At 73.7% G+C, this 24,890-nt stretch carries 23 protein-coding genes; 3 read left to right on the top strand and 20 right to left on the bottom strand.

Annotated elements, in window-relative coordinates:
* Window positions 1–11 precede the first annotated feature (11 nt).
* The 5 genes from SCATT_RS25430 to SCATT_RS25410 all read right to left on the bottom strand — a co-directional run bounded on the left by SCATT_RS25430 (window position 12) and on the right by SCATT_RS25410 (window position 6,514).
* A complete protein-coding gene (locus tag SCATT_RS25430; RefSeq protein WP_014146066.1) occupies window positions 12–1,712 on the bottom strand; it encodes a flavin monoamine oxidase family protein in 1,701 nt (566 codons plus the stop codon).
* Between the two features lie 44 nt (window positions 1,713–1,756).
* Window positions 1,757–2,572 carry a carbon-nitrogen hydrolase family protein gene (locus SCATT_RS25425; protein ID WP_014146065.1) on the bottom strand — a complete coding sequence of 272 codons (816 nt, stop codon included), beginning with the start codon at window positions 2,570–2,572 and terminating at the stop codon, window positions 1,757–1,759.
* A gap of 154 nt (window positions 2,573–2,726) precedes the next feature.
* Window positions 2,727–3,182 (bottom strand): Lrp/AsnC family transcriptional regulator, encoded by a 456-nt coding sequence (locus SCATT_RS25420; protein ID WP_014146064.1) that lies wholly within the window; start codon window positions 3,180–3,182, stop codon window positions 2,727–2,729.
* A gap of 13 nt (window positions 3,183–3,195) precedes the next feature.
* Window positions 3,196–4,677: an amino acid permease gene (locus tag SCATT_RS25415; protein ID WP_202446737.1), complete on the bottom strand. Its 1,482-nt coding sequence runs from the start codon at window positions 4,675–4,677 to the stop codon at window positions 3,196–3,198.
* A 388-nt stretch (window positions 4,678–5,065) separates the two neighbouring features.
* Window positions 5,066–6,514, bottom strand: coding sequence for a GuaB1 family IMP dehydrogenase-related protein (locus SCATT_RS25410; RefSeq protein WP_041824978.1), 1,449 nt, complete (start codon window positions 6,512–6,514; stop codon window positions 5,066–5,068).
* A gap of 190 nt (window positions 6,515–6,704) precedes the next feature.
* On the opposite strand from SCATT_RS25410, the gene htpX reads away from it, so the two are divergent.
* Both htpX and pspAB read left to right on the top strand, forming a co-directional pair.
* Entirely contained in the window at window positions 6,705–7,610 is a 906-nt protein-coding gene (gene htpX, locus SCATT_RS25405) for a zinc metalloprotease HtpX (protein WP_014146061.1), read from the top strand.
* Between the two features lie 65 nt (window positions 7,611–7,675).
* Entirely contained in the window at window positions 7,676–8,254 is a 579-nt protein-coding gene (gene pspAB, locus SCATT_RS25400; RefSeq protein WP_014146060.1) for a PspA-associated protein PspAB, read from the top strand.
* Here pspAB and SCATT_RS25395 read toward each other — a convergent pair.
* From SCATT_RS25395 to def, 7 genes are all read right to left on the bottom strand, one after another.
* Window positions 8,214–8,726, bottom strand: a complete 513-nt coding sequence (locus SCATT_RS25395; protein WP_014146059.1) for a barstar family protein — start codon at window positions 8,724–8,726, stop codon at window positions 8,214–8,216. The genes pspAB and SCATT_RS25395 overlap by 41 nt on opposite strands.
* Window positions 8,723–9,169: a guanyl-specific ribonuclease gene (locus tag SCATT_RS25390; RefSeq protein WP_014146058.1), complete on the bottom strand. Its 447-nt coding sequence runs from the start codon at window positions 9,167–9,169 to the stop codon at window positions 8,723–8,725. The genes SCATT_RS25395 and SCATT_RS25390 overlap by 4 nt, the downstream gene beginning before the upstream one ends.
* A gap of 159 nt (window positions 9,170–9,328) precedes the next feature.
* Window positions 9,329–10,366: a sugar-binding transcriptional regulator gene (locus SCATT_RS25385; protein WP_041824977.1), complete on the bottom strand. Its 1,038-nt coding sequence runs from the start codon at window positions 10,364–10,366 to the stop codon at window positions 9,329–9,331.
* A 184-nt stretch (window positions 10,367–10,550) separates the two neighbouring features.
* Window positions 10,551–11,237, bottom strand: a complete 687-nt coding sequence (gene rpe, locus SCATT_RS25380) for a ribulose-phosphate 3-epimerase (RefSeq protein ID WP_014146056.1) — start codon at window positions 11,235–11,237, stop codon at window positions 10,551–10,553.
* A gap of 55 nt (window positions 11,238–11,292) precedes the next feature.
* A complete protein-coding gene (locus SCATT_RS25375) occupies window positions 11,293–12,732 on the bottom strand; it encodes an RsmB/NOP family class I SAM-dependent RNA methyltransferase (protein ID WP_014628671.1) in 1,440 nt (479 codons plus the stop codon).
* Between the two features lie 775 nt (window positions 12,733–13,507).
* Window positions 13,508–14,449 carry a methionyl-tRNA formyltransferase gene (gene fmt, locus SCATT_RS25370; protein WP_014146054.1) on the bottom strand — a complete coding sequence of 314 codons (942 nt, stop codon included), beginning with the start codon at window positions 14,447–14,449 and terminating at the stop codon, window positions 13,508–13,510.
* Window positions 14,450–14,534: 85 nt separating this feature from the next.
* On the bottom strand, window positions 14,535–15,080 hold the full coding sequence (def, locus tag SCATT_RS25365; protein WP_014146053.1) for a peptide deformylase: 546 nt from the start codon (window positions 15,078–15,080) through the stop codon (window positions 14,535–14,537).
* 373 nt (window positions 15,081–15,453) lie between these two features.
* Here def and SCATT_RS25360 point away from each other — a divergent pair, with 373 nt between their 5' ends.
* Entirely contained in the window at window positions 15,454–16,008 is a 555-nt protein-coding gene (locus SCATT_RS25360) for a hypothetical protein (protein ID WP_014146052.1), read from the top strand.
* Window positions 16,009–16,156: 148 nt separating this feature from the next.
* Here the strand turns inward: SCATT_RS25360 and SCATT_RS25355 are convergent, their stop codons facing one another.
* The 8 genes from SCATT_RS25355 to SCATT_RS25320 all read right to left on the bottom strand — a co-directional run bounded on the left by SCATT_RS25355 (window position 16,157) and on the right by SCATT_RS25320 (window position 24,846).
* A complete protein-coding gene (locus SCATT_RS25355) occupies window positions 16,157–18,310 on the bottom strand; it encodes a primosomal protein N' (protein WP_014146051.1) in 2,154 nt (717 codons plus the stop codon).
* 83 nt (window positions 18,311–18,393) lie between these two features.
* Window positions 18,394–19,602, bottom strand: coding sequence for a methionine adenosyltransferase (metK, locus tag SCATT_RS25350; protein ID WP_014146050.1), 1,209 nt, complete (start codon window positions 19,600–19,602; stop codon window positions 18,394–18,396).
* A 253-nt stretch (window positions 19,603–19,855) separates the two neighbouring features.
* Window positions 19,856–21,070 (bottom strand): bifunctional phosphopantothenoylcysteine decarboxylase/phosphopantothenate--cysteine ligase CoaBC, encoded by a 1,215-nt coding sequence (coaBC, locus tag SCATT_RS25345; protein WP_014146049.1) that lies wholly within the window; start codon window positions 21,068–21,070, stop codon window positions 19,856–19,858.
* A gap of 156 nt (window positions 21,071–21,226) precedes the next feature.
* A complete protein-coding gene (gene rpoZ / locus SCATT_RS25340; RefSeq protein ID WP_014146048.1) occupies window positions 21,227–21,493 on the bottom strand; it encodes a DNA-directed RNA polymerase subunit omega in 267 nt (88 codons plus the stop codon).
* 30 nt (window positions 21,494–21,523) lie between these two features.
* Window positions 21,524–22,129, bottom strand: a complete 606-nt coding sequence (gmk, locus tag SCATT_RS25335; RefSeq protein ID WP_014628668.1) for a guanylate kinase — start codon at window positions 22,127–22,129, stop codon at window positions 21,524–21,526.
* Window positions 22,130–22,272: 143 nt separating this feature from the next.
* Entirely contained in the window at window positions 22,273–22,593 is a 321-nt protein-coding gene (locus SCATT_RS25330) for an integration host factor (RefSeq protein WP_014146046.1), read from the bottom strand.
* Between the two features lie 295 nt (window positions 22,594–22,888).
* The gene (gene pyrF / locus SCATT_RS25325; protein ID WP_014146045.1) at window positions 22,889–23,737 is read right to left on the bottom strand and encodes an orotidine-5'-phosphate decarboxylase; all 849 of its coding nucleotides are present in this window, start codon (window positions 23,735–23,737) and stop codon (window positions 22,889–22,891) included.
* Window positions 23,734–24,846: a quinone-dependent dihydroorotate dehydrogenase gene (locus SCATT_RS25320; protein WP_014146044.1), complete on the bottom strand. Its 1,113-nt coding sequence runs from the start codon at window positions 24,844–24,846 to the stop codon at window positions 23,734–23,736. The genes pyrF and SCATT_RS25320 overlap by 4 nt, the downstream gene beginning before the upstream one ends.
* Window positions 24,847–24,890 lie beyond the last annotated feature (44 nt).

The raw sequence follows: 24,890 nt of genomic DNA, 5'->3' as shown, positions 1-24,890 counted from the left end.
GTGATGTTGTGTCAGTCCTCGGGCAGCTCGACAGGGGCGATCTCGTCGTAGCGGTCGCCCGGGCCGGGGTTGGCCGGGTCGGTGGCGCCGCCGAAGTGGTGCATGACGCCCCACACCGCGTTGAGCGCGGTCTGCACGGCGCCCTCGGCCCAGCCCGCGGTCCACGAGATGTCGTCGCCGGCCAGGAAGATGCCGCGCTTGTCGGCGGGGAGCCGGTCCTGCATGAAGTGGGTGAACAGCCGCCGCTGGTAGCGGTAGTGACCGGGCAGGTTGGCCTTGAAGGCGCCCATGAAGTAGGGCTCGTTCTCCCACGAGACGGTCACCGGGTTGCCGATGACGTGCTTGCGGATGTCCACCTTCGGATAGATCTCGCCGAGCGACTTGAGCATGACCTCCATGCGCTCGGCCGCGCTCAGCGGCAGCCACTTGAGGCTGTCGTCGCACCAGGTGTACGACAGGCAGATCACGGCCGGCTTGTCGGGGCCGTTGTCCAGCAGGTAGGTGCCGCGGGTCATCCGGTCGGTGAGCGTCATCGACATCACGTCCCGCCCGGTCTCCTCGTCCTTGTCCAGCCAGAACGGCCGGTCGACCGGGACGAAGAGCTTGGAGGACTCCATGTAGTGGGTGCGCTCGATCGCCGTCCAGTGGTCGATCGGGAACAGCTCGTCGTCGCACTCGATCTTCGACAGCAGCATCCAGCTCTGCGCGGTGAAGACCACCGCCTGGTAGGAGCGGATGTCGCCGGTGGCGTCGGTGACGGTGATGCGGTTGCCTGCGGTGCGGTGCAGCCGGGTGACGGCCGGGCGCGGTTCGCCGCCGTGCAGCGAACTCAGCGAGGTGCCCTGCGGCCAGTGGACGAGCTTGTCCGGCTCGCGCTCCCACAGCCGCAGCGGGAGCTGCTGGCTGCCGCCGACGATGCCGCGGTGGTGGTCGTCGGCCTCGGTGTAGACCACCCGCAGGATCTCCAGGATGGAGTTGGGGAAGTCGGTGTCCCAGCCGCCGGTGCCGAAGCCGACCTGGCCGAAGATCTCCCGGTGCCGGAAGGACGTGAACGCCTCGGACTCGCACAGGAAGCCGTAGAAGGTCTGGTTGTCGAGCTTCTCCACCAGCTTCGACCAGATCTCGCGGATCCGCGGCACGTCGCGCTCGCGGATGGCCTGGTTCATGTCGGAGAAGTCGGCGCCCTCCTCCAGGCAGGCGTTCCACGCCTCGGCCACGTCGCGGTAGACCTGCGGCAGGTCGTCGATGGTCCGGGCGTAGTGCGACTCGCCCTTGAGGTCGACGACGGTGGAGGGGGTGTCGGGGGCCAGCGGGTTGGGGAACGGCCGGGTTTCGAGGCCGACCAGGTCCACGTAGTGCTGGAAGGCGGTGGAGGACGGCGGGAAGCGCATGGCGCCCATCTCCGCGGTCAGCTCCGGGTCGCAGCCGTCGAAGCCCACCGTGCGCAGCCGGCCGCCGATCCGGTCGGCCTCGTAGACCACCGGCTTGAGCCCCATCTTCATCAGCTCGTAGGCGGCCACGATGCCGGAGAGCCCGCCGCCGACCACCGCCACCTCGGTGCCGTGCGCGGTCGCCGGGACGGCACCGAGCCCGGCCGGGTGCGCCAGGTAGTCGTCGTAGGCGTACGGGAAGTCCGGGCCGAACATGGTGATCGGCTTGGCCGCCGCGGCCTGCTGCTCGTCGTGGACGGCGGTGGGCACGGTGGAGGTCATGGGGCAGCTACTCCTGGGGGACAGGGCGGGGGAGGTAAGGGCGCTCAGCCGGCCACGGGGCGGGTGAGCGCGGTGTACAGCCCGGGGCGGCGGTCGCGCAGGTACGGGGTCTCCGCGCGGGCGGCGGCGAGCAGCGCCGGGTCGGCGTCGGCGAGCACCAGCTCTGCACCGGTCCCGGCGCGCGCCCGCACGACACCGTCGGGCCCGGCCAGGCAGCTCAGTCCGGCGAAGTGGAACTCGCCCTCGGCGCCGCAGCGGTTGGTGTACGCCACGAAGAGCTGGCTTTCGTACGCGCGGGCCGGGACGAGGGTGTGGGGGACGAACTCGTACGGGCGCATCAGCGCGGTGGGCACCGCCAGCAGATCGGTGCCGGCCACCGCGTGGGCCCGGACGTTCTCCGGGAACTCGACGTCGTAGCAGATCAGCAGGCCGACGGTGAGGTCACCGAGGCGGGCCTGGACGACCGGGGTGTCACCGGGGGTGAAGCCGGCCATCTCGAAGTCGCCGAACAGGTGTGTCTTGCGGTAGTTGGCGAGCGCGCTGCCGTCGGCGCCGATGAGCTGGGCGGAGTTGTACACCCGGCCGCCGTCGCGTTCGGGGTAGCCGTAGACGACGGCGACGCCGTGGTCGGCGGCGATCTTCGCCACCCGGGCCGCGCTGGGGCCGTCGGCGGCTTCGGCGAGGCGCGGCAGGGCGTCGCCGACCGCGTAGCCGGTGAGGTACATCTCGCCGGTCACCAGGAGGTCCGCCCCGCCGGCGGCGGCCCGGCGGACGGCGTCGTCGAGCGCGGCGAGGCTCTCGTCGGGGGTGCCGGGCACCCCCGCGGGGCCTTGGTGGAGCGCGATGCGCAACGGCGTCATGGGAACCTCGGAGACGTTTTCCGGCCGTGGTCGGGGGACACCACGAAGGTACGTTTCACGATCAACCACAACAAGGCGCCGCCATTGCGCATCACGGCCCGATTCGTTGCGTCCGCACGGCCCGTTCCGGCGATTCGTTGCGCGCCCCGTGGCGTCAGGTGGGCGAGCCGGAGGTGTAGCGGCGCAGCAGCGGGGAGAGCACCAGCACGGACTTGGTGCGTTCCACGAAGGGCTCCCCGGCGATCCGTTCCAGCACCCGCTCGAAGTGGCGCATGTCGGAGGCGTAGAGCTGCACGACGGCGTCGGCCTCACCGGTGACGGTGGAGGCGGCGGCCACCTCGGGGTAGCGCTCCAGGCCGCGGCGGATGTCGTCGGGCGAGGTGTTGTGACGGCAGTAGATCTCGACGAACCCCTCGGTCTCCCACCCCAGCGCGGCCGGGTCCACCCGGACGGTGAAGCCGGTGATGGCGCCGGAGGCCAGCAGCCGGTCGACCCGGCGTTTGACGGCCGGGGCCGACAGCCCCACCTCCGCGCCGATGTCGGAGTAGGAGCGGCGGGCGTCCTCGGCGAGGGCGTGCACGATGCGTTCGTCGAGATCGTTGAGTCGCATTACAGGCGGTGGTTCACTTTTCTGTCCGGGCCTCACGGGCCAGCTGCGAGCGGCGCATGCCGTACGTGAAGTACACCACGAGCCCGATCGCCATCCAGCCGATGAAGCACTCCCAGGTGATCAGCTCGAAGCTTCCCATCAGCAGCAGGCAGAGCGCGAAGCCGATGGCCGGGGTGACCGGGGAGAAGGCCACCTTGAAGCTGCGCGGCATGTCCGGCCGGGTCTTGCGCAGCACGATGACGGCCGCGTTGACCAGGGCGAACGCGAAGAGCGTTCCGATGCTGGTGGCGTCCGCGAGGGCGCCCAGCGGCACCACGGCGGCGAGCACCCCGCAGAACGCGGAGACGATCAGGGTGTTGGCCACCGGGATCCCGGACTTCGGGCTCACCCGGGCGAAGAGCTTGGGCACCAGGCCGTCGCGGGCCATCGAGAACAGGATGCGGGTCTGGCCGTACATCACGGTCAGCACCACGCTGGCGATGGCGATCACCGCGCCGGCCGCCAGCAGCACCGACCAGAAGCTCTGCCCGGTGACGTCCTTCATGATCTGGGCGAGGGCCGCGTCGGCGTCGGCGAACTTCTTCCACGGCATGGCGCCCACCGCGACCAGGGCCACCAGGCAGTACAGCGCGGTGACGACGAACAGCGAGAGCATGATCGCTCGCGGCATGTCGCGCTTGGCGTTCTTCGCCTCCTCGCCGGCCGTGGAGGCGGCGTCGAAGCCGATGTAGGAGAAGAACAGCTTGGCGCCGCCCGCGCTCACCCCGCCCAGGCCCAGCGGCATGAACGGCTTGTAGTTGCCGGCCCGGATGCCGGTGAAGGCCACCGCGCAGAACAGGATCAGCGAGGCCACCTTGACCAGCACCATGATGGTGTTGGCCCGGGCGCTCTCCCGGGCACCGCCGAGCAGGAAGCCCATGGCGAGCACCACCACCAGCAGCGCCGGGAGGTTGATCACGCCGCCGGCCCCGGGCGGGTTGGCCATCCAGCCCGGGATGGTGACCCCGATGGTGCCGCTGAGCAGTTCGTTGAGGTACTTCCCCCAGCCGACCGCGACCGCGGCCACCGAGACCGCGTACTCCAGCACCAGGCACCAGCCGCAGATCCAGGCGATCAGCTCGCCCATGGTGGCGTAGGCGTAGGAGTACGAGGAGCCGGAGACCGGGATGGTGCCGGCCAGCTCCGCGTAGGAGAGCGCCGAGAAGAGCGCGGTGAGGCCGGCGGCCACGAAGGAGAGAACCACGGCCGGGCCGGCCAGCGGCACCGCCTCGCCGAGCACCACGAAAATGCCGGTGCCCAGGGTGGCGCCGATGCTGATCATGGTCAGCTGCCACATGCCGAGCGACCGCTTGAGCCGGCCGCCCTCGCCCTGGCCGCCCTCGGCGATCAGGCGCTCGACGGGCTTGCGGCGCATCATCGCGGCGCCGAGGCCGCCGGACCGCGCGGGCGCGGGCGGCACCGGCCCGTCCGGCCGGGCAGGCGTGGTCGGCGTCATGCCGGGTTCCACCACAGGGGGCTCCATCGTCGTCGGCGGGCTCGGGGCCGCGGATCGACCCGCGGGCGGCCGGCCAGGCGTCACGGCGTGCCGAGAAGGCACACCCGCAGGCAAGGGACCGCCGAGCTGGGGGTCCCCGCTGCTCCACGTACAGCGCACGACCTTACGAGGTAGGCGCTTCGTCCCATAATGCGGGTTCGTTGCGCATATGCAAAAAATCGTTGCGCGCCCTCGGCCTCCGCATGGCAAACGTTACCCCGCCCCGGCGATTCGTTGCGGCCGGGCCGATTTGTGGTGTTTGGCCGGTGACCTGCGGTGATGGAGAAGACAAAGGCCCCGCGCGCACCGCCGGAGCGGTACGCGCGGGGCCCTCGCGGTGGCCGGCCGGTTACGACCAGCTGGAGTGCAACGGCTTGCCTTCCGCGTAGCCGGAAGCCGACTGCACGCCGACCACTGCCTTGTCGTGGAACTCCTCCAGCGAGGCGGCCCCGGCGTAGGTGCAGGAGCTGCGCACCCCGGCGATGATCGAGTCGATCAGGTCCTCCACGCCCGGCCGGGCCGGGTCGAGGAACATCCGGGAGGTGGAGATGCCCTCCTCGAACAGCGCCTTGCGGGCCCGGTCGTAGCCGGACTCCTCGCTGGTGCGGTTGCGCACCGCGCGGGCCGAGGCCATGCCGAAGCTCTCCTTGTACAGCCGCCCGTCGGCGCTGACCTGGAGGTCCCCGGGGGACTCGTGGGTGCCGGCGAACCACGAACCGATCATGACGTTGGAGGCGCCGGCGGCCAGCGCCATCGCCACGTCACGCGGGTGGCGCACGCCGCCGTCGGCCCAGACGTGCTTGCCGAGCCGGCGGGCCTCGGCGGCGCACTCCAGCACCGCGGAGAACTGCGGACGGCCCACCCCGGTCATCATCCGGGTGGTGCACATCGCGCCGGGGCCCACGCCCACCTTGACGATGTCGGCGCCGGCCTCGACCAGGTCGCGCACGCCGGCCGCGGCGACCACGTTGCCGGCCACGATCGGCACCCGCGGGTCGAGCGCCCGCACCGCCTTGATCGCGGAGATCATGGATTCCTGGTGGCCGTGGGCGGTGTCTATCACCAGGGTGTCGACGCCCGCGTCCAGCAGCTGCTTGGCCTTGCCGGCCACGTCGCCGTTGATGCCGACGGCGGCGGCGATCCGCAGCCGGCCGGCCGCGTCGGTGGCCGGGGTGTACAAGGTGGCGCGCAGCGCGCCCTTGCGGGTCAGGATTCCGGCCAGCCGGCCGTCGGCGTCGACGGCCGGGGCGAGCTTGCGGTGGGCGTCCTCAAGCCGGTTGAAAGCGTCCCGCGGGTCGATGCCGGCGTCCAGCACGAGCAGGTCGCGCGACATGACCTCGGACAGCTGGGTGAAGCGGTCGACCCCGGACAGGTCGGACTCGGTGACCACGCCGACCGGACGGCCGTCCTCGACCACCACGCCCGCGCCGTGCGCCCGCTTGGGCAGCAGCGCCATCGCGTCGGCGACGGTGTTGTGCGGGTTGAGCACGATCGGGGTGTCGAGCACCAGGTGGCGCCGCTTGACCCAGGAGATGACCTCGGTCACCACGTCGATCGGGATGTCCTGCGGGATGACCACCAGGCCACCGCGGCGGGCCACGGTCTCGGCCATGCGGCGGCCGGCGATCGCCGTCATGTTGGCGACCACGAGCGGGATGGTGGTGCCCGTACCGTCCTGGGAGGACAGGTCCACGCCCTGCCGCGAACCCACGGCGGAGCGGTTGGGCACCATGAACACGTCGTCGTACGTCAGGTCGTACGACGGCTTGGAATCGTTGAGGAAACGCACGTACTTCATTTTTGCATGCCGGACGGGAAAACCGCCTTGGAGGAATCTCCGGCATCGGGCGCCCGTCCTTGGGCCAAGGTCCTAACGGCGGCTGTGAGTGTCCGCACGGCGGGGTCGTGATCCGCGGGAGCGGAGGGACAATCGTGATGTGGCGTCCCCCGGCCTCCCGGCCGGGCCTGGTGGACCCCGGGAGGGGATCATGAACCGCACGCGTTTCGCGCCGGACCGCGGGCTGGCCGGCCGCATGGTTTTCACCATGTTCCTGATCGGCCTGTTGTACGTGGTCTTCGTGGGCGTGCTGATGGTGCTGCTGCGCCATTCCTGGCCGGTGATCCTGATCTTCGCGGGCGGGCTGTTCGTGGCCCAGTTCTGGTTCAGCGACAAGATCGCCGCGTTCAGCATGGGGGCCCGGGAGGTGACGCCCGAGGAGTACCCGGAGCTGCACGGGGTGGTCGACCGGCTGTGCGCCCTCGCCGACATGCCCAAGCCCAGGGTGGCGGTGGCCGCATCGGACGTGCCCAACGCCTTCGCCACCGGCCGCAACGCCGACAACGCGGTGGTCTGCGCCACCACCGGACTGCTGCGCCGGCTCGAACCCCACGAGCTGGAAGGCGTGCTCGCCCACGAGTTGTCGCACGTGGCCCACAAGGACGTGGCGGTGATGACGATCGCCTCGTTCCTCGGTGTGCTGGCCGGGATGATCACCCGGATCGGACTGTGGGGCGGCTTCCGGGCCCGGGGCGGACGGGACCAGAACGCGGCGATCATCGCGCTGCTGGTACCGCTGGTGAGCGCGGTGGTGTACGCGATCAGCTTCCTGCTGACCCGGATGCTGTCGCGGTACCGGGAGCTGTCCGCGGACCGTTCGGCCGCCCAGCTCACCGGCCGCCCCTCCGCGCTCGCCTCGGCGCTGACCAAGGTGAGCGGCGCGATGGCCCGGATCCCCACCGAGGACCTGCGCAAGGCCGAGCCGTTCAACGCCTTCTACTTCGCGCCGGCCATCGCCTCCCGGGAGAGCCTGTCCAACCTGCTGTCCACCCACCCGACGCTGGAGCAGCGGCTGGAGCAGCTCGGCCGGATCGCCGCGGAGCTGGGCCAGGGCTGAACCACCGCTCCCGGAACCGACTCCCCCACTCCACTCCCCGACTTCCCGACAGGAGCTGACCGCCCGTGGGCTTCCTCGACACCCTGCTCGGCCGCAGCAAGCCGGTGCGGCCCGACCTCGACCAGCTCTTCGGCCTGCCGTCGGCCGCGGTCACCCTCCAGGCCGCCGCGGGTCTGAGGCCGACCGGCCAGGGCTCGGTCTGCTTCGCCGCGGTGGAGGGCGGCGCCTTCGCCCAACTGCGCGCGGAGGTCCAGGGGCTGCTGGACGCGGACGTGGCCGGCGGCGCCGCCCCGGTGGAGTTCAGCCAGGATTCCTACGGCTATACCTGGCTGCTCTCCCGCCACGACCCGGACGACGTGGCGGGGCTCGTCAACGATCTGCACGCGGTCAACACCACGTTGCAGGACGGCGGTTTCGGCCCGCAGTTGCTGTGCTCGCTGGTGGGTTTCCAGGACGCCGAGGGGCGCGCGCTGGCGCTGGTCTACCTCTACAAGCGGGGCACGTTCTACCCGTTCGCGCCGCGCCGAGGGGAGAAGCGGGACAACGCGCTGGAGCTCCAGGTGAAGGCGTTGATCGGCAACGACCTGCGGGTGGAGGAGGACCTCAGCCGCTGGTTCCCGGTGTGGGGGGCTCCGGGTCTGTGAGCGGGTCCTCGAAGGCGTCGGCGAACGGGTCGGCGGGCGGCCGGTCGACGACCACCAGCAGCGGGGTGGCGGTCGACCGCCAGTGGCCGACCGCGTCGGCCAGCACCCGCTGAGCGGTCTCCCACTCCGCGGGGGCCGCCTCGGCCAGCGCCGTCCAGCCGGTGACCAGGACCAGCCGCCGCCCCGGTGTCGCGTGGCCGGGCAGCGCCCAGTCGGGGTCGGTCAGGCAGTCGTGGAGCGCGTCCCAGTTGTGCCCGAACCACTCCGGCAGGCCGAGGCGGCGGGCGCAGGCGTCCAGGAAGCCGGCCTTGTCGGCGACGCCGTCCAGGCTCAGCCGTACCGTCTGCCAGCCGGTGACGTGGGCGGCGTCCAGCACGTCCCCGGCGGCGCGGCCCTGGGGCACGTGGACGATGCCGTGCGGCAGCGGTCCGCCGAGCAGGGCGGCCAGCCCGTCCTCGTCGGCCCCGGTCATCGCGAACTCACCGCCACGAACGTCCGGTAGTGGTCCTGGCTGTAGTAGCGCTCCTGGTGGGAGCCGGTCACGATGCGCCGGGCGCCGCGGTCCCGGGAGCCCGGGGTGGGCACGGTGTACTCGTGGTAGTAGCCGCGCGGCTCCTTGGGCAGCACCCCTTCGTAGTTCCCGAAGACCACGCCGTCCTTGGGGTACGGGAACGGGCCGCCGGCCGCGATCAGCCGCAGGGTGCGCTGGGCCTCGGCGGGCAGGCTGCTCGCCGGCACGGTACGCAGCCGGTGGCCGCCCTGCGTGGTGGCCGACGGCGCGGTGCGCGCGGGGCCGCCGGAGCGGTGTTCGGCGGCGGTTCGGGGGTGCGCGGAACAGCCGGCCAGGGCGAGGGCCACGGCGGCGAGCAGGGCGCACAACAGTCGCAGTGCGGTGGACGGTGAGCGGTGACGCATGCCGGTGATGGTGCCACACCGCCGCTCCGGCCGCGCCCCGGTGGCCGTGGACCGACGCTTCCTGACGGATCGTCAGCACTCGGGTGGCGCCGGAGCGGGCGCGCACCGGCCGGGTCGGCGGTGGTCGGGCGCGCGCCGGAGCGGGACCGGGGCGCGGGGTTACGCGGTGCCCGGGTCGGCCCGCTCGATGGCCGGGCGCACGCCCGGCGACTGCTTCTCCAGCAGGTGGTCGGCGGCGGCGGTGTCGGTGACCAGGGAGGTGACCAGCCCGGAGCGGAGCACCGCGCCGACCGCGGCGGCCTTGCGGATGCCGCCCGCGATCGCCACCACCTCGGGCACCCGGCGCAGCCGGTCGGCGTCCACGGTTATGCATCGTTCGCCCAGGTCGCGGCCGACCCGGCGGCCCTCGGCGTCGAACAGGTGGGAGGACATCTCGGCGGCCACCCCGAGGTCGGCGTAGTGCTTGCGCTCGGCGTCGGTGAGGGCGTCGTACACGGTGGAGACCCGCGGTTCCCAGGAGCCGATGGAGACCACGGCCACGGTGACCTTGTCGAAGTAGCCCATGGCCGCGGCGATCCCGGTCTGCTTGCGCAGCGCGGCGGCGGTGGCCGCGTCGGGGAGCACCATCGGCGCGTACATCGGATGGGCCTCGCCGCCGGAGACCTGGGCGGCCCGGCGGACGGCCTCGACCGAGCCGCGTTCGGCGGTGCCCGCGTCGTAGACGCCGGTGAGCTGGACGACGGTGCACGGCGGTAGCCGGTCGAGGGCGTTGGCCATGGTGATGATGGAACGGCCCCAGGCGAGGCCGAGCACATCGCCCTCGGTCACCAGTTCGCCCAGGAGGCCGGCGGCGACCGCGCCGAGGTTCTCCGGGTCGGGCGAGTCGGCGGTCTGGTCGGAGGGGGACTCGACGACCACGGCGTGGCGCAGTCCGTACCGGGCCCGCAGGGCGTCGGAGCGCTCCGCGTCGAGTTCGGCCGGCACCCGGATCTCGATGCGGACCAGGTCGCGTTCGAGCGCCGACTCCAGCACGCGCGCGACCTTGAACCGGCTGACGCCGAACTCCTCCGCGATCTGGATCTTGGACTTGCCCTCCAGGTAGAAGCGACGGGCCATCGCCGCCGCCTGCACCATCTCGGCGGGGCCCATGCGGACCGGTGAGCGGCCAGTGGTCACGTCACCCTCCCCAGTGCTCATCTGAATCCCTACACGCTCATCTTTGCATCATCTTTGCAGATGTCGACGCGCTTGGGGCCCTCCGATCACAGGGACTTGCTCCATTCCAATCTACGGGAGCCCGGTGAACGGGGGCACCCGCGCCGGGGTGGCCGCCGTTCAGCCCGCGTTCAGCCGGCCGGTGGCCCGCCGTCGTCCGCCCGGCTCAGTGGGCGCAGGCCCAGCTCGCCGAGGCCAGCGCCGACCCGGCCTGGTTACGCAGCTTGCGCACCGCCTCCGCCGGGTCGTCGGCGCCGTAGACCGCCGAACCGGCCACGAAGACGTCGGCGCCGGCCTCCGCGCACCGCTCGATGGTCCGCTCCGAGACCCCGCCGTCCACCTGGAGCCACAGGTCGAGGCCGTGCTTGGCGATCAGCTCCCGGGTGCGGCGGATCTTGGGCAGCATGATGTCGAGGAAGGACTGGCCGCCGAAGCCCGGCTCGACCGTCATCACCAGGATCATGTCGAGTTCGGGGAGCAGGTCCTCGTAGGGCTCGACGGGCGTGGCGGGCTTGAGCGCCATCGCGGCCCGCGCCCCCTTGGCCCGGATCTCCCGGGCCAGCCGCACCGGGGCCGCCGCCGCCTCGGCGTGGAAGGTGACCGAACCCGCGCCCGCCTCCACGTACTGCGGCGCCCAGCGGTCCGGCTGCTCGATCATCAGGTGGCAGTCGAGCGGGGTTCCGGTGGCCTTGCGCAGCGACTCCACGACGGGCACGCCGAGCGTGAGGTTGGGCACGAAGTGGTTGTCCATCACGTCGACATGGAGCCAGTCGGCCCCCGCCACGGCGTCCGCCTCCTCGGCGAGGCGGGCGAAGTCGGCGGACAGGATGCTGGGGTTGATCTGCGGGCGCATGGGGCCCAGTATCCCGCGCCCGCCCCGGCCGGGCCGAACCGGGGACCCGCGGTGGTCAGCCGGTGCGCCGCAGCAGCGCCAGGTACATCGCGTCGGTGCCGTGCCGGTGCGGCCACAGCTGGACGTCCGGCCCGTCGCCGAGGCCGGGGAGGCCGGGCAGCAGCGGCCGGGCGTCGATCCACTCGGCCGGCACCGCAGGGCCGCCGGCCCGGCCGCGCAGCACGTCGTCGACGACCACCCGGGTCTCCGCCGGATGCGGCGAACAGGTGGCGTACGCCACGACCCCGCCGACCCGGACGGCCCGCAGCGCGGAACGCAGCAGTCCGCGCTGGAGCGGGGCGAAGGCGGCCACGTCCTCCGGGCGGCGCCGCCAGCGCGCCTCGGGGCGGCGGCGCAGCGCGCCCAGGCCGCTGCACGGCACGTCCACCAGCACCCGGTCGAACGCCTCCGCCCGCCACGCCGGCCGGGTGCCGTCGGCGGTGACCACCTGGTACGGGCCGGGGTTGCCGGCGAGCGAACGGGCCACCAGACGGGCGCGGTGCGGCTGCTTCTCGGAGGCGAGCAGGGCGGCACCGCGTCGCGCGGCGAGCGCGCCGAGCAGCGCCGCCTTGCCGCCCGGTCCCGCGCAGCCGTCCAGCCAGCGGGCGTCGGGGCCGTCCAGCGGGGCGTCGGCGAGCGCGAGGGCGACCAGCTGGCTCCCCTCGTCCTGCACCCCGGCGCGGCCCTCGCGCACCGCGTCCAGCGCCGCCGGGTCGCCGCCCTCGGTGAGCCGTACGGCATACGGCGACCAGCGGCCCGGCAGCGTCTCGCCACCGGCCGCGGCGACCAGTTCCTCGGTGGTGGCCCGCCCCGGCCGCGCGACCAGCGTCACCTCCGGGCGTTCGTTGTCGGCGGCGAGCAACTCCTCGATCCCGGCCCGCCCGCCGCCCAGCGCGTCCCACAGCGCGGAGACGACCCAGCGCGGATGCGAGTGGACGACGGCGAGGTGTTCCTCGGGGTCCTCGTCGTACGGCGGCGCGACCCGGTCCAGCCAGCCGTCCAGGTCGTGGGCGGCCACCTTGCGCAGCACGGCGTTGACGAACTTCGCCCGCCCCTCCCCCAGCACCGCGCGGGCCAGGTCGACGGTGGCCGAGACCGCGGCGTGCGGCGGGATCCGGGTGCCGAGCAACTGGTGGGCGCCGAGGGCGAGTACGTCGAGCACCGGCGGGTCGACCTCGCGCAACGGCCGGTCCACGCAGGCGGCGAGCACGGCGTCGTAGGTGCCCTGGCGGCGCAGCGTGCCGTAGACCAGCTCGGTGGCGAGCGCCGCGTCACGCCGGTCGAACCCGCCCTTGCGCTCGGCCTCGCGCAGCAGCGACGGCAGCACGAGGTTGGCGTAGGCGTCCCGCTCGTCCACCGCCCGCAGCGCGTCGTAGGCCAGCTCGCGCACGGCGTCGGGGCGCGGTCGGCGGGGTCGGTACGGCTTGCCCTGCGGGCGGCGGGAACGGTCGTTCACGGGAAAGGTGCTCCGGAAGAAGTCGGCGACGGCACTACCACCCGGCCACCCCGCCCGCGCCCGTCCCTACGTCCGCCGCCGACCGGATGCCCCGGTCCGCCCACCCTACGTGACCGCCCGCCGACGAGTGGCCGGTCGGGGCCGGGGGCGCGGTGGCGGCGAGCCCCCGCCGGGGCGGGTGGCGGTACGCCGGAAGCCCCCTCGGACGCCGGTGCCCGGGGCCGGGGCCGCGTGCGGGACACGGCCGCGCTGCCGACCGGAACTCGGCGACGGCCCCGCGCCGGGCCCCGCGCCGACCGGCGTCACGCGCCGCGGTGCCCGGAGGGGTCCGGGGAGACGAGCCCGAGCGGGACGGCCCGCGGCCCCGTCGTCCCACGTCGGCCGCTCGCGCGGTCGCGCTGCCGGCGAGCCGTGGACGGGCGGCGAAGCGCGCCGCGGTGCCCCGCGCTCAGCCCTCGCCGGGGCAGGCGGTCGGTCGCCAACACATCCGCCGACACCCGGCCCTCCCCCACCCGAAGGCACCCGACGGCCCGGAAACAGGTCCCACACCAACCGCCCCCACGCGCCACAGGACCCCGCACCCGCACGGCCCTCCCCACCCGGAGAGACCCGGCCGACCCCACGCCCAGCCCACACCGGAGCAGGCGGTCCGTCGCCAACACATCCGCCGACGCCCGGCCCTCCCCCAACCGGAGGGGGCCCGGCGGCCCGGCCCCCTCCGGGAATCACCGCCGGAGGAACCCGGCGTCCCGCGCCGAGGTCGCTCGGGCGGGGGTCAGGTGCCCAGGTGGTCGCCGGAGGTCAGGCGGGTGCCGCGGGCCCAGTCGGGGGCGGGCATGCGCTTCTTGCCCTGGGGTTGGACGTCGGTGAGCTGGACGGGGTGGGAGCCGGTGCCGACGTAGACGGCGTTCTTGGTGACGGCGAGTTCGCCGGGGGCCAGGTCGAGGTCGGCGCGGTCGGGCAGGAGGCGTACCGGGGCGGCGAGTTTGAGGCGTTCGCCGCGGTGGAGCGTCCAGGCGCCGGGGGCCGGGGTGCAGCCGCGGACCACGCGGTCGACACGGAGCGCCGGGGCGGACCAGTCCACCTGGGCGTCGGCCACCGACAGCTTGGGGGCCAGGGTGACGCCCTCCTCGGGCTGCGGGCGGGCCACCAGGGTGCCGTCCTCGATGCCGTCCATGGTGGCCGCCAGGAGTCCGGCACCGGACTGCGCCAGACGCTGAAGCAGTGCGCCGCTGGTGTCGTCGGCCTTGATGGTCTCGGTGATCACGCCGTAGACCGGGCCGGAGTCGAGCCCCTCCTCGATCTGGAACGTCGAGGCGCCGGTGACCTCGTCACCGGCCAGCACGGCGTGCTGCACGGGGGCCGCGCCACGCCACGCCGGCAGCAGCGAGAAGTGCAGGTTGACCCAGCCGTGCCGGGGCACGTCCAGCGCGACGCGCGGCAGCAGGGCGCCGTACGCCACCACCGGACAGCAGTCCGGGGCGATCTCCCGCAGCCGGGCCAGGAACGCCTCGTCCCGCGGGCGGGCGGGCTTGAGCACCTCGATCCCGGCGTCCTGGGCGCGCTGCGCGACCGGGCTCGCCACCAGCTTGCGGCCACGCCCGGCGGGGGCGTCGGGCCGGGTGACGACGGCGGCGACCTCGTGCCGGTCCGAGGCGAGCAGCGCCTCCAGGGCGGGGACGGCGACCTCGGGGGTGCCGGCGAAGACGAGCCTCATCGTGGGTGCGGTGCCTTTCGAACGGGGACCTGTCGGGAAGTGCGGGGAACGCGGCGGGCGGTGACACCACGGCCGCCCCCGCCGGTCACAGCGCGCGGCCGAACGTGCGGTGCGGGGAGAACTTCACCTGCGGAGCGGTCTGTCCGGCCCACTCCGCCTCGCGTATCGCCCTCATCGCCGCCTTGCGCTGCTCGGGGTCGAGCCGGTCGATGAAGACGATGCCGTCCAGGTGGTCGGTCTCGTGCTGGACGCAGCGGGCGAGCAGCCGGGTGCCCTCGACGGTGACCGGGTCGCCGTACATGTTGAACCCCTTGGCCACCACGCCGTACGCGCGCTTGCAGTCGTAGGTCAGCCCGGGCAGCGACAGGCAGCCCTCGGGGCCGTCCTGCTCCTCCTCGGTCAAGGAGAGGTCGGGGTTGACCAGGTGGCCCAGCTCACCGTCGACGTGATAGGTGAACACCCGCAGGGATACGCCGAGTTGGGGGGCGGCCAGCCCCGCGCCGGGGGCCGCGGCCATGGTGTCGGTGAGGTCCTTCACCAGCGTGCGCAGCTCCTTGTCGAAATCGGTGACCGGCTGCGCCTTCATACGCAGGACCGGGTCGCCGAAGAGGCGGATCGGCAGGACGGACACGGCTGGCTCCTGTCGGGGAACGGACCTGGCGGGACGGGCGGGACCGGCCCCCAAGTCTAGGGGCGGCGGTGCCCGGCCCTCCCCGGGGGCGCACGGGAAGCGGCCGGGCCGCGCACGCAGGGCGCATCAGGCGCGTGACCGTGACGGACGCGCCCGGCGCGCGAGGGGGCCCGGGATGCGTACGGGGGCGTACGGAAGGGCGCACGCGGTGACCGCGCCGCGAAACGCCCCCCGGAGCGTGACCCGAGGGGCCCGTGACGCGTTGGTCAAGGCAGATTGACCGAAATCGGGCCGTTCCCATCGGCCCGTACCGGTCCGGGATTTCCCGACCGTCCGAAACTCACTCAGCATCGCCGGTTCGAGAGGCTTGTTCATGGCCGACCACGCAACCCACGACGCCCAGGCACGGGCCAGTCTGCACCTGTTGGTGCGGGACATCGAACGGGTCCGCCGGCAGGTGGACGCACTGCGCACCCTGACCGCGCAGTTGGGCAACGTCTACCGCCCGCGGCGTACCGGGCCCGCCGCCGGATTCGTCGTCTACGGCCGTGCCCCGGCCCCCACCGTGCGCCTTGCGCAGGAGCTGCGCGACAGCGTCGAGACCCTGGTCACCGCCGCGGTCGACTTCGACCGCTCGCTCGGCTTCTCCTGGGACGCGGTGGGCTCCGCGCTCGGGGTCACCAAGCAGGCGGTGCACCGCCGTTACGGCTCGCGCCGGGCGACCGCGCAGCCGGAGGCCGCCACCGCCGGCCGCGCCCCGACGGTCGCGCCGCGTCCGCTGCCCGCCGCCCCGGCGCGTACCGTCCCCGCCGCCCGCACCGTGCCGATGGGCACCGCGCAGCCCACCGCGCTGCGTGACGACGCCTTCCCCGGAGCCGCTGTCCCCGGCCCCGTCCCGGGCACCGTCCCGGCCCCCCGGAACGGCTGATCCCGGGGCCCGCGGCGCGTCACGCGCCTGCCCGGGCCCGCTTCCGACGGCGGCTGCGCCCGCCGTGTCCGTACGCCGCCCCGCCCCGACGCCCGCCACGCCGACAGGTCGGACGCCGGGGCGGTGGCGTTCGGACCCCCGCCCGTCCTCAGCCGATGTCCGGCGGGTCGACGCGTACCCGCACCGGGTCGGTGCGTTTGCGGGCGATCCGCGCCACCTGGGCGGTCTTCAGCGCCGCGGCCAGGGCGGCGCCGGTGCCGGGGGGCACCCGCAGCAGCACCCGTTCCCAGCTCTCCCCCGGCGGCGGATCCCCGGGCCTGCGCGGCCGTCCCGGCGGCGGCACCGGCAACGGCACCGGGCCCAACACATCGGTGCCCTCCGGCAGTTGGGCATCGGCCAGCAGATCGGCGACGGCGGCCGGCGTACCGGTCACCGAGGCCATCCGGGAGACCGGCGGGAAGCCCAGCTCCGCCCGCTCCGCCAGCTCCCGCACCGCGTGGCCGGCCGGATCCCACCGCACCAGCGCCTGCACCGGGCGCAGCGTCGGCTCGGCGACCACCACCACGGTGCCGCCCTCGCCGGCCGGACGCACCAGCGCGGCGGCGGTCAGCCAGCGGCGCAGCGCCTCCTCACCGGCCCGCAGGTCCGGCCGCCCCAGCAGCGCCCAGCCGTCCAGCAGCAGCGCCGCCGCGTAGCCGCCGTCGGCCACCGGTTCGGCCCCCGGGGTGGCGACCACCAGCGCCGGGCGTCCGGAGACCTGGTCGAGCACGCCGTCCCGGCCGGAGGTGCGCACCGGTACGGCGGGGAAGGCGCGGCCGAGTTCGTCGGCGGTGCGCCGGGCGCCGACCACCTGGGCCCGCAGCCGTACGCCGCCGCAGGCCCCGCAGTGCCAGCCGGCCTCGGGACGGCCGCACCAGCCGCAGTGCAGCGTGCCCGAGGAGCCGGCCTCCGGGCCCTCCGCCAGCTCCAGCGGGCCCGCGCAGTGCGCGCACCGGGCCGGCTCCCGGCACCGTTCACAGGCCAGCCGCGGTACGTAACCGCGCCGCGGCACCTGAACCAGCACCGGGCCGTGGCGCAGCGCGTCCCGGGTGACCTGCCAGGCCGCCGAGGGCAGCCGGGCGGTGCGGGCGGCGGCGTCCCTGGCCTGGTCGGCGTCGCCCACCGTGCGGATCAGCGGGGCCGCGGCCCGTACCCGTTCGCGCGGCGCGGCCAGCGGGGCCGCCCAGCGGGAGTCGACGAGCTGGGCGCCCTCGACGGTGACCGAGACCCCGCCGAGCAGGAAGGCGCAGTGTTCCTCGGCGGCGCGCAGCAGCAGCACGTCGCGGGCGTGCGGCTGCGGGGCGTGCGGTTCGGCGTGGCTGGAGTCGCCGTCGTCCCACAGCGCGGCGAGCCCGAGGTCCTGGACGGGCGCGAACATCGCGGCCCGGGTGCCCACGACGGCCTTGACGTGGCCCCGGTTGACCGCGAGCCAGCGCCGGTACCGCTCCTCGGGGCCGCTGTCGGCGGTGAGCACGACGTGGTGGCCGGCGCCGAGCAGCGCGGTGAGGGCGGCGTCGACCCGGGCCACCGCGCGCCCGTCGGGGAGGACGGCGAGGGCGCCACGGCCGGAGGCGAGGGTCGCCGCCATCGCCCGGGCCAGCTCGTCGGGCCAGTGCGGACCGGGCAGCGCCGTCCACACCGCCCGGGGGCTGCCGCCGTCCGCGAGCGCGTCGAGGTAGCCCGGGCCGGTGGCGTACCGGCGCCAGGTGCCCGCGTCCGGCCGGGCCGGCGGTGGCGGCACGTCCGGCGGCGGGCCTGATTCGGCGCGGGCCCGGCGTGGCGGCACGGCGAGCTGGACGACGTCGGCCAGCGCCCCGGCGTACCGGTCGGCCACCGCCCGGCACAGCTTGAGCAGGGCGGGGCCGAGCACCGGCTCGGGCGAGAGCACCTGCGCCAACGGGGCCAGCGGGCCGGGGTAGTCGCTGGCCGGCAGCCGTTCGATCACGAAGCCGTCGTGCAGCTCACCGCCCTCGCGCCGGCCGCGGACCACCCGGGCGCCGAACCGCACCCGCACCCGTACCCCGGGGCGGGCCTGCTCGTCCATGGCCGCGGGGACGGCGTAGTCGAAGTACTGGTCGAGGTGGAGCAGCCCCTTGTCGACCAGCACCCTGGCCACCGGCAGCTCCCCGGCGAGCGCGGCCCCGCGCCAGGTACGCGGCTTGGCGCGCGGCTCCTTCGCCTTGCGCACGCTCTCCCTGATCAGCGCGAGCTGCTCGGCACCCCCTGCCGGCCCGGCCGCCGGATCCTCGTTCGCGCTGCTCACGGCTTCAGTCCTACCAGACCCCACGGACAACCGGACCGCCCGCCGCCGGGTGACGGCGACGGGCGGTCCGGGGACGAGCGGGGTTACAGGCCGGCGGCCTTGCGCAGGGCCTCGACGCGGTCGGTGCGCTCCCAGGTGAAGTCCGGCAGCTCGCGGCCGAAGTGGCCGTAGGCGGCGGTCTGGGCGTAGATCGGGCGCAACAGGTCCAGGTCGCGGATGATGGCGGCCGGGCGCAGGTCGAAGACCTCGGAGATGGCGCGTTCGATCTTGGCGGTGTCGACCTTGGCGGTGCCGAAGGTCTCGACGAAGAGACCGACCGGCTCGGCCTTGCCGATCGCGTAGGCGACCTGGACCTCGCAGCGGGAGGCGAGGCCGGCGGCGACCACGTTCTTGGCGACCCAGCGCATGGCGTAGGCGGCCGAGCGGTCGACCTTGGACGGGTCCTTGCCGGAGAAGGCACCGCCGCCGTGGCGGGCCATGCCGCCGTAGGTGTCGATGATGATCTTGCGGCCGGTGAGGCCGGCGTCACCCATCGGGCCGCCGATCTCGAAGCGGCCGGTGGGGTTGACCAGCAGCCGGTAGCCCTCGGTGTCCAGCTTGATGCCGGAGTCCAGCAGGGCCTTCAGCTCCGGCTCGACCACGAACTCCCGGATGTCCGGCGCCAGCAGCGAGTCGAGGTCGATGTCCGAGGCGTGCTGCGAGGAGACCACCACGGTGTCCAGGCGGACCGCCTTGTCACCGTCGTACTCGATGGTGACCTGGGTCTTGCCGTCCGGACGCAGGTAGGGGATGGTGCCGTTCTTGCGGACGTCGGTGAGCCGCTTGGAGAGCCGGTGCGCCAGCGTGATCGGCAGCGGCATCAGCTCGGGCGTCTCGTCGCAGGCGTACCCGAACATCAGGCCCTGGTCACCGGCGCCCTGCCGGTCGAGCTCGTCGTCGTCGCCCTCGACCCGGGCCTCGTAGGCCGCGTCCACACCCTGGGCGATGTCCGGCGACTGCGCGCCGATGGAGACCGACACGCCGCAGGAGGCGCCGTCGAACCCCTTCTTGGAGCTGTCGTAACCGATGCTGAGGATGGCGTTGCGGACCAGGGACGCCACGTCCGCGTACCCCTTGGTCGTCACCTCCCCGGCCACGTGCACCAGACCGGTGGTGATCAACGTCTCGACGGCGACGCGCGAGGTGGGGTCCTCCCGCAGGAGCGCGTCGAGGATCGTGTCGCTGATCTGATCAGCGATCTTGTCGGGGTGTCCCTCGGTAACGGATTCCGAGGTGAACAGGCGGCGAGACACATCGCTCCCTGGGGTTGCAGCGGCTGCTGGCTGATACGGGCGGTCCACCAGGGCTGCGCCTGACGGACCGCGACCAGTTTATCGGTCCTACCGACTCGTTGGACAGGGTGTTCCCCTCCCCGGGAGTGTCCGGGGGTGGCCGTGACCTGCGGTACCGAGTCGAACGTTACGACGATAACCCCTCGGCGGGGGCGGAAGGGGCGGCTCCGCCGGACTCGTTCGAACAAACCCCGGAACGGCCGTGGGCCGCGTCTCACCGCTGCGGCAGCCGCCGTGCCACCAGGTCCCACACCACGTCGGCCAGGGCCTCCTTGGGGCCGTACGGCACCGGGGTCTCGCCGCCCTCGGCGTCCAGCACCACGGCCTCGTTACGCTCCGAGCCGAACGCCTTGCGCTCCCCGACCTCGTTGACCACCAGCAGGTCGCACCCCTTGCGGGCGAGCTTGGCGCGGCCGTTGGCGAGGACGTCGTCGGTCTCGGCGGCGAACCCGACGACCACCTGGCCCGGGGCCGGGCGGGTGGCGGCCAGCTCGGCGAGCACGTCGGGGTTGCGGACCAGCTCCAGCGGGGCGGGCTCCTCGCCGTCCTTCTTCTTGATCTTGCCGGTGGCGTACCGGGCGGGGCGGAAATCGGCCACCGCGGCGGCCATCACCACCGCGTCGGCGTCCGCGGCGGCCTTGAGCACCGCCTCGCGCAGCTGACCCGCGGTGCCGACCCGCACCACATCGGCGCCGGCCGGGTCGGCCAGCTCGGTGTTGGCGGCGACCAGGGTGACCCGGGCGCCCCGGGCCACGGCGGTGGCGGCGAGCGCGTACCCCTGCTTGCCGGAGGAGCGGTTGCCCAGGTAGCGCACCGGGTCCAGGGGCTCGCGGGTGCCGCCGGCGCTGACCACCACGTGGCGGCCGGCCAGGTCGGCGGTGACCGCGCGGTCACCGCGGGCCAGCACCCGCAGACAAGTGGCGAAGATCTCCCCCGGGTCGGGGAGGCGGCCCTTGCCGGTGTCGACGCCGGTGAGCCTGCCCACCGCGGGCTCGATGACGATCGCGCCGCGCCGCCGCAGCGTGGCGACGTTCTCCCGGGTGGCCGGGTGCTCCCACATCTCGGTGTGCATGGCGGGGGCGAAGACCACCGGGCAGCGGGCGGTGAGCAGGGTGTTGGTGAGCAGGTCGTCGGCGAGCCCGTGGGCGGCCTTGGCCAGGATGTCGGCGGTGGCCGGGGCGACCACCACCAGGTCGGCGCCCTGGCCGATGCGCACGTGCGGGACCTGGTGGACCTCGTTCCACACCTCGGTGCCGACCGGGTTGCCGGAGAGCGCCGACCAGGTGGCCTCGCCCACGAAGTGGAGCGCCGCGGCGGTGGGGACCACGCGGACCTCGTGCCCGGACTCGGTGAACCGCCGCAGCAGCTCGCACGCCTTGTACGCGGCGATGCCGCCGCTCACGCCCAGGACTACCTGCGGCTTGCCCATCGACCCTCCCCGGCCGTCCGCTCGCGCGGCTGGTGGCGCGCGACGCCACCGGTGGTGTTGTGACGGATCCGATCCTGTCACGTGTCAGGACACGCCGAAGGCCCGGCGGTGGTGGCCGCCGGGCCCTCGGTCGCACGGTGCCGGAAGTCGTCCGGCTCAGGCCGTCTCGACGGCCTCGGAGGTCAGCAGACCCGCGTTGATCTCGCGCAGGGCGATCGACAGCGGCTTCTCGTGGACGTGGGTGTCCACCAGCGGGCCCACGTACTCCAGCAGGCCCTCGCCGAGCTGCGAGTAGTAGGCGTTGATCTGCCGCGCCCGCTTGGCGGCGTAGATCACGAGGCTGTACTTGGAGTCGGTGGCCTCGAGGAGTTCGTCGATCGGCGGGTTGATGATGCCCTCGGGCGTGGAGATGGAAGAGGACACGCTCTGCCTTTCGCTGCTGGGGATCTGGGGTCAGCCCCCAGAGTTATGCGTCATCAAGGCTAGCAGTTCGCGCGTGACGTCCTCGACGGAGGTGTTGACCAGGGTGACGTCGAACTCCGACTCGGCCGCCAGCTCGACCCGGGCCGCCTCCAGCCGCCGCTCGATCACCTCGGGCGACTCGGTGCCGCGGCCGGTGAGCCGGCGCACCAGCTCGTCCCAGCTCGGCGGGGCCAGGAAGACCAGCCGGGCCTGCGGCATGGAGCGGCGCACCAGCCGGGCGCCTTGCAGGTCGATCTCCAGCAGCACCGGAACGCCCGCCTCCAGCCGCTCCAGGACGGCCTGGCGCGGGGTGCCGTAGCGGTTGCCGGCGAACTCGGCCCACTCCAGCAACTCGCCGTTGGCGACCAGCTTGTCGAACTCGTCACCGTCGACGAAGTGGTACTGCACCCCGTCGACCTCACCCGGGCGGGGCTTGCGGGTGGTGACGGAGACGGACAGCCAGACTTCGGGGTGTACACGACGCAGATGCGCGACGACCGTGCTCTTGCCGACCCCGGAGGGGCCGGAGAGCACGGTCAGCCGCGGTTGTCCGGCCGGGGGGACGGGGGCCGTCCCCCGGGGAGACGCAGTACTCATGCAGCGATTATCCCGGTTCACCGCGCGAGCGGAAAATCACCGCCGGGTACCCGGGGCCCGTACGGGTCCGCGAAAGGGTCCGTACGGGTCCCGCCGGGCGGCGCCGGGATGCCGGACCGTCCCGTGCGGCGCCGCCCGTGAGGTCAGGCCTTGCCGCCGAACTCCCGCTCCAGCGAGGCGATCTGGTTGGAGCCGAGACCACGGACGCGACGGCTCTCGGAGATGCCGAGACGCTCCATGATCTGCTTGGCCCGGACCTTGCCCACACCGGGCAGGCTCTCCAGCAACGCGGAGACCTTCATCTTGCCGATGACATCGTTCTCCTGGCCGGACTTGATCACGTCGTGCAGCGAAGCGCCGGAGTGCTTGAGACGATTCTTGACCTCGGCGCGCTCCCGGCGAGCCGCGGCGGCCTTCTCGAGCGCGGCAGCGCGCTGTTCAGGGGTAAGGGGCGGAAGAGCCACGCCTACGTCACCTCGGATGTAGAACTGTCGGATACGGACCGGTGAGGAACCTAGTTGCTTCGCCCTCGCGGAGCAACGAGCAACGCGCTTCCTTGCGTTCTCTCGTCGGAGACTAGCGGGCGAACCCGCTCCCGTCAGCGAGAACAGACGAAAAGTCCAGGTCAGACTCGATCCGTGCGGACATATCGGCCATAACGGTCGGAGTTTGTGCCCACTTCGGCGCTTTCGGCCCGCCGCCCGACTCTTCCGGCACCCCTCCGGCGACCGTTCCGGCCCCGTCGCGCCGCCCCCGCGGTCAGGGCACGACGACCGCCCGCACCTCCTCGGCGAAGCGCTCCGCGGAACGCCGCAGCGCCGCGGTGTCCGGGCCGTGCCGCAGCACCTCGCGGCTGACACTCGGCAGCACGTTGCGCACCGCGGCGCCGAAGACCTCGGGCAGGTCGGCCGGGGTGGCGCCCTGCGCCCCGATGCCGGGGGCGAGCAGCGGGCCGCCGGTGTCCAGGTCGATCCCGGCCCCGGCGACGGAACGGCCCAGGGTGGCGCCGACCACCGCGCCGAACGAGCCCATCGGCCGCTCACCGGCGTTCTCCGCCTTCAGGTGGGCCAGCACGGTGGCCGCGACCGTGGTGCCGTCCGCCCCGGTCGCCCGCTGCACCTCGGCGCCCTCCGGGTTGGAGGTGAGGGCGAGCGCGAACAGGCCGGTGCCGTGGGCCCGGGCGGCCTCGACCGCCGGGGCCAGCGAGCCGTAGCCGAGGTAGGGGCTGACCGTCACCGCGTCGCTGAACAGCGGGCTCGCCGGGTCCAGGTAGGCGGCGGCGTAGGCGGCCATGGTGGAACCGATGTCACCGCGCTTGGCGTCCATCAGCACCAGGGCGCCGGCCGCCCGCGCGTCGGCCACCGCCCGCTCCAGCACCGCGACGCCCCGGGAGCCGAACCGCTCGAAGAAGGCCGACTGCGGCTTGAGCACCGCCACCCGGTCGGCCAGCGCCTCCACCACGGTGCGGGAGAAGCGCTCCAGACCGGCCACGTCGTCACCGAGGCCCCAGGCGGTCAGCAGCGCGGCGTGCGGGTCGATGCCCACGCACAGCGGCCCGCGGGTGTCCATGGCGCGGCGCAGCCGTGCGCCGAAGGGTTCTACGGTCATGCTCGGCTCTCCTTGGCGACCGCGGCGCCCACGGCGTCCGCGAGAGTGGGGTAGGGGCTGGCGGCCAGCCGGGCGGCGAGGCCGGCGTGGATCCGGCGGCACCAGAAGGGGCCCTGGTAGATGAAGCCGCTGTAGCCCTGCACGAGGGTGGCGCCGGCCAGGATCCGCTCCCAGACGTCGTCGGCGGTCTCGACGCCGCCGACCCCGATCAGGGTGAGGCGGTCGCCGACCCGGGCGTACAGCCGGCGCAGCACGGCCAGCGACCGTTCCTTCAGCGGGGCGCCGGACAGGCCGCCGGCGCCGATCGCGGCCACCGCCTCGGGATCGGCCCGCAGCCCCTCGCGGCCGATGGTGGTGTTGGTGGCGATGATGCCGTCCAGGCCGAGTTCGACGGCGAGGTCGGCGACCGCGTCGACGTCCTCGTCGGCCAGGTCGGGGGCGATCTTGACGAGCAGCGGGACGTGCCGGCCGCGTACCGTGCGGTCGGCCGCCTTGCGCACCTCGGCCAGGAGCGGACGCAGGTGTTCCACCGCCTGGAGGTTCCGCAGCCCGGGGGTGTTGGGCGAGCTGACGTTGACCACCAGGTAGTCGGCGTACCGCGCCAGCCGCTCGGTGGAGGCCACGTAGTCGGCGACCGCCTCCGCCTCCGGGACGACCTTGGTCTTGCCGATGTTGACGCCGACCGGGACCCTGAAGACCGCCCGGCGGGCGGCGAGGCGGGCGGCGACGGCGGCCGAGCCGTCGTTGTTGAACCCCATGCGGTTGATCAGCGCCCGGTCCTCCACCAGCCGGAAGAGGCGCTTGCGGGGGTTGCCCGGCTGCGGCTGGGCGGTGACGGTGCCGATCTCGACGTGGTCGAAGCCGAGCATGGCCAGCCCGTCGATGCCGGCCGCGTTCTTGTCGAAGCCGGCCGCGAGCCCGAACGGGCCGTGCATCCGCAGGCCCAGCGCGGTGGTGCGCAGCCGGCGGTCGCGCGGCGCCAGCACGGCGGCGGCGTAGGTCCGCAGGACCGGGACGCGGGCGAGCCGGCGGATCCAGCCGAACGCCAGGTGGTGGGCGCGCTCGGGGTCCATGCGGCGGAAGAACAGGCGGAAGAAGATCGCGTACATACAGCAACTTTCGGCGTGAATCGGGCGGGAGGCGAGCAGCACGG

Origin of the sequence: Streptantibioticus cattleyicolor NRRL 8057 = DSM 46488 (assembly GCF_000240165.1) — a bacterium.
GTDB lineage: Bacteria > Actinomycetota > Actinomycetes > Streptomycetales > Streptomycetaceae > Streptantibioticus > Streptantibioticus cattleyicolor.
Note: the sequence above shows the minus strand (reverse complement) of the source record. Positions and strands in the feature narration are given on the sequence as shown.

Excerpts from the sequence above, each read along its gene's own strand:
- SCATT_RS25415 (WP_202446737.1), bottom strand. The coding sequence starts at position 4,677 with ATGACGCCGACCACGCCTGCCCGGCCGGACGGGCCGGTGCCGCCCGCG.
- SCATT_RS25425 (WP_014146065.1), bottom strand. The coding sequence starts at position 2,572 with ATGACGCCGTTGCGCATCGCGCTCCACCAAGGCCCCGCGGGGGTGCCC.
- SCATT_RS25420 (WP_014146064.1), bottom strand. The coding sequence starts at position 3,182 with ATGCGACTCAACGATCTCGACGAACGCATCGTGCACGCCCTCGCCGAG.
- fmt (WP_014146054.1), bottom strand. The coding sequence starts at position 14,449 with ATGAGGCTCGTCTTCGCCGGCACCCCCGAGGTCGCCGTCCCCGCCCTG.
- pyrF (WP_014146045.1), bottom strand. The coding sequence starts at position 23,737 with ATGACCGTAGAACCCTTCGGCGCACGGCTGCGCCGCGCCATGGACACC.
- coaBC (WP_014146049.1), bottom strand. The coding sequence starts at position 21,070 with ATGGGCAAGCCGCAGGTAGTCCTGGGCGTGAGCGGCGGCATCGCCGCG.
- SCATT_RS25410 (WP_041824978.1), bottom strand. The coding sequence starts at position 6,514 with ATGAAGTACGTGCGTTTCCTCAACGATTCCAAGCCGTCGTACGACCTG.
- SCATT_RS25390 (WP_014146058.1), bottom strand. The coding sequence starts at position 9,169 with ATGCGTCACCGCTCACCGTCCACCGCACTGCGACTGTTGTGCGCCCTG.
- SCATT_RS25385 (WP_041824977.1), bottom strand. The coding sequence starts at position 10,366 with ATGAGCACTGGGGAGGGTGACGTGACCACTGGCCGCTCACCGGTCCGC.
- htpX (WP_014146061.1), top strand. The coding sequence starts at position 6,705 with ATGAACCGCACGCGTTTCGCGCCGGACCGCGGGCTGGCCGGCCGCATG.
- gmk (WP_014628668.1), bottom strand. The coding sequence starts at position 22,129 with ATGAGTACTGCGTCTCCCCGGGGGACGGCCCCCGTCCCCCCGGCCGGA.
- SCATT_RS25360 (WP_014146052.1), top strand. The coding sequence starts at position 15,454 with ATGGCCGACCACGCAACCCACGACGCCCAGGCACGGGCCAGTCTGCAC.
- SCATT_RS25320 (WP_014146044.1), bottom strand. The coding sequence starts at position 24,846 with ATGTACGCGATCTTCTTCCGCCTGTTCTTCCGCCGCATGGACCCCGAG.
- SCATT_RS25430 (WP_014146066.1), bottom strand. The coding sequence starts at position 1,712 with ATGACCTCCACCGTGCCCACCGCCGTCCACGACGAGCAGCAGGCCGCG.
- rpe (WP_014146056.1), bottom strand. The coding sequence starts at position 11,237 with ATGCGCCCGCAGATCAACCCCAGCATCCTGTCCGCCGACTTCGCCCGC.
- SCATT_RS25395 (WP_014146059.1), bottom strand. The coding sequence starts at position 8,726 with ATGACCGGGGCCGACGAGGACGGGCTGGCCGCCCTGCTCGGCGGACCG.